Raw genomic sequence first — 3250 nt, 5'->3', positions numbered from 1 at the left:
TGCTGCACACTCTGTATGCCGATCAAGCGGCACGGAGCGCCTTTTTGGCCGATCCAGAAAGCTTCATGGCCCAGCAGGGAGTCCGTCTGGGCAGCGATGTCCAAGGAATTTTACATAACCGTATCTTTTTTGGCGATTTGCCAGGCGACAGCCTGAACCCCTCTGAATGGCAGGCACAAGGTTTTATCTCCACCATTACCCATGCCGTCTCTGATGCCGCCGACAGTGTAGCCGACATCGCCACCGATGCCGCTTCAGATGCCGCAGATCTCGCCTCTGATGCCGCCGAAACCGCCGCCGATACCTTTCACTCCGTTTCCGACGCCGTGGAAGCAGCCAACGAAGCACTCTTGGATACAGTGAGTGATGCCTCTGTTGCCGATTTGGCCGCAGATGCTGCAGAAATAGCTGCCGATGCCGCCGTCGATACAGCTATCGCTGCTGCCGTTTGATAGGTGAGAGCAGCGATGACACTTTCCCTTGCCCAACGAGTCACCCTCGCCAACAAACCTCTGGGCTTCAACGCCCTGGTTGTGGAACGCACCAGCCGCTGCAATGCGCGCTGTGCCATTTGCTATCAAGGTTCGTCGCCGCAAGGTAAGGTGCAAAAAGGAAAAAAAAGCGCAAACGATGCAAAGGATCTTTCCCCTGAACTCATTCGACGCGCCCTTCTGGAAGGCAGCCGTTTGGACTCTCTTAACAAACGTTTTCATCTGGCCGGTGGGGAAGCTTTTCTGGATGCAGAGTTATGTCTGGAGCTGTTTGCCTATGCGCAATCGCTGGGCTACTACGATATTACCACGACTACCAATGGCTTTTGGGCCAAATCTCCTGATAAAGCCCGTATCCTGACCCGGCGGATGCGCGAAGCGGGGGTAACCAATATTGAACTGAGTACCGATCACTGGCATGCCCCTTTTGTCCAGCCAACAACCATCAACAACTGCCTGCGTGCTTGTCTGGAGGCTGGGATCTCTGTCAATTTGCGTCTTTTGGCCACACATGAGCATACCCATGCTGCCACACTGGCTACACTCGATCCCTATCTCCTCAACCATACGACACGTATTACCTGTGGCCCTGTCTTTGCGGTGGGACGGGCCACAGAGCAACTCTCTACCGAGGAGTTTTTCCGGCGCGGCGCGGAAGGACGCTGTTTTGCCGTATTAAATTTGGCCATTGTGCCCAATGGTAATGTTTTTCCCTGTTGTGCCGGCATGGACCATACCGATGGTTTGCTGTTCGGCAACATTGCCGAACAGCATTTGGCAGAAATTGTACACAATATCAATCATTCGCCACTGTTTCGGGTGGTCTCCTATGCTGGAGTTTCCCGTTTTCTGCAACCGCTGCAGCATCTTGGCTATCCGATGAAAACCAGTGAAGAGTATGGAAACATGTGTGATCTGTGCAGCACCATTTTTTCCAACCGGCAGATGGTGGCCGATCTGAGCCGTTACAATAGTCAATTGGAAGCTGAACAAGTTCGTATGGCTATTGAGTATCTGCAACAATCTTCCGCCGCCTGAAAGGATACAACATGTCCACACCGTTGCCGCTGCACTCCGTCACTACCCAGGATCCTTATCCCGCTTGGTTGTTCCGGGAGATCAATCTGATTGCCGCAGTGGAGCCCAGCAACGGCAGCTCGATCCAACCAGATCTCACCGCCTTGGCTCGCTGGCTGGGAGAGTTTCAGAGATGGCAGGCACATCAATTTTTGAGCGAAGAGAATCGCTACTATTTGCTGCTGGGACGCCGCGTGCATCTGCAATTGCAATGTTCCTGGCTTGAGGGAACCCCTTATGTGCAACAATTGGCACAAGTGGTTGCCCGAACCGGGCATGCCTTGACCCTGCGCATGTCAGCAGAACAGGCTCTGCATCCTCCCGAAGAGATTAAACAGCTCCTGCAAAACAGACGCATTCAAAAATTTCTCTTAAATCTCCCCAATCCTTTGACAGCACAACTGCTTCCTGCGTTGACAGAGCTGGTAGAGTTGCTTCTCTCCTGCCGGGTGATGCCCATCTTTTTGGGTGATATGGCCAATCTGTTGCAGAGCGGATTGCTGCATAACCCACGCTTGAATGCTGCCAATTTTACCCTCTATCCCAGTCAGCGCCATTTGGATTTTCAGCCCAGCCATCCGGTGGATAGTTGCGCCACCCATCTCTCCTGGTTCATTGATTCCAAAGGGGATATTTATCCCTGTGGCGGACTATCTGGCATCCGCAGCGCCCAACTGGGCACCATTTTTGAGAGTGCCGAAACCACTCTGCAGCGCATGGCCAACCATCCCACCTTGCCACTGCAGGATTTGATACAGCATGGCCCCACTCTGCACACCGCTCAGAAAAATATCATCAATCGCTTCAATATCCCCTTCAAATGTCTTCTGCATCGCAAAGAGATTGAGGCAGCACCCATTTGAGTGGCTCTGTTAGCCATATTTTTATCGGATTGCCACTAAATGCTATAGGCTACAATCTGAGCCAGTGCAATGACATTTTAACCTTTACCACAGTTGGAGATAAATGTATGCCAAGAAATATTGCACAAAAGAAAGTTATTGATGCAGTGCTTTTAGGAATAAAAAACGCCTATGCTAAATATGAAGCATATTCTGGATATGGCTTACAAGAGGCACCGGAATATTTTGTAACATGTCAGGTCGCAGATGCTCTGTATGAGATGGATGGCGCAAAAGGTATCTTGCTTGAACCTAATGTTGACTTGATAATGAAAATTGCCGGAGCGACAGGGCCCGGTCGCCCACGATTCTCAACCAGAAAGAAAGGGCGAACGGATATAGTTTTATTCTACGACAACGCAACCCCACGAGCTATTATCGAAATCAAAAGCCCCCTATTACACATGACAGAAAGTGCGGCTAATGACATTCAACGAATTAACGACATGCTCATTAAAAATGCACAAGGTAGTTCGTTCCAGTTTGGAATGCTCGCTTTCTACTCTTATGCAACAAAGCAATTAGAAAATAAGCTAGATACGATACTCACACATGCCAAGGAAAATAGCTTTGAATGTCATGTGGAACTTGTTGGAAAAAATGGTATTGTTTCAACTGCTACCGAATCTTGGGTTGCCGCTGGATTGGTTATCACGCCTCCCTAAACAAATACCAAGAAAATTAAACACGATACTGGTTTTTCGTAAGCGGTGAATTCTCCGCGTATCTCAGCTCATTGACAAAATGGCTTTATCAATGTTCCATGGGAGGAGTTTTTCG

3 protein-coding genes and 1 pseudogene are annotated in these 3250 nt (G+C 49.8%); all 4 read left to right on the top strand.

The annotated features are described in order from the left end of the window. Nucleotides 1–452, top strand: a pseudogene (locus EJP87_RS17895) (hypothetical protein); the annotation flags it as partial. Between the two features lie 15 nt (nucleotides 453–467). Beyond that, the gene (locus EJP87_RS12585; RefSeq protein ID WP_130472226.1) at nucleotides 468–1529 is read left to right on the top strand and encodes a radical SAM/SPASM domain-containing protein; all 1062 of its coding nucleotides are present in this window, start codon (nucleotides 468–470) and stop codon (nucleotides 1527–1529) included. An 11-nt stretch (nucleotides 1530–1540) separates the two neighbouring features. Further along, nucleotides 1541–2431, top strand: coding sequence for a hypothetical protein (locus EJP87_RS12580; RefSeq protein WP_130472225.1), 891 nt, complete (start codon nucleotides 1541–1543; stop codon nucleotides 2429–2431). Further along, nucleotides 2428–3135: a hypothetical protein gene (locus tag EJP87_RS12575; protein ID WP_130472224.1), complete on the top strand. Its 708-nt coding sequence runs from the start codon at nucleotides 2428–2430 to the stop codon at nucleotides 3133–3135. Before EJP87_RS12580 ends, EJP87_RS12575 begins: the two co-directional genes overlap by 4 nt. The last annotated feature ends 115 nt before the right edge of the window (nucleotides 3136–3250 follow it).

Source organism: Candidatus Magnetaquicoccus inordinatus (genome assembly GCF_004217665.1).
GTDB classification, from domain to species: domain Bacteria; phylum Pseudomonadota; class Magnetococcia; order Magnetococcales; family Magnetaquicoccaceae; genus Magnetaquicoccus; species Magnetaquicoccus inordinatus.
Note: the sequence above shows the minus strand (reverse complement) of the source record. Positions and strands in the feature narration are given on the sequence as shown.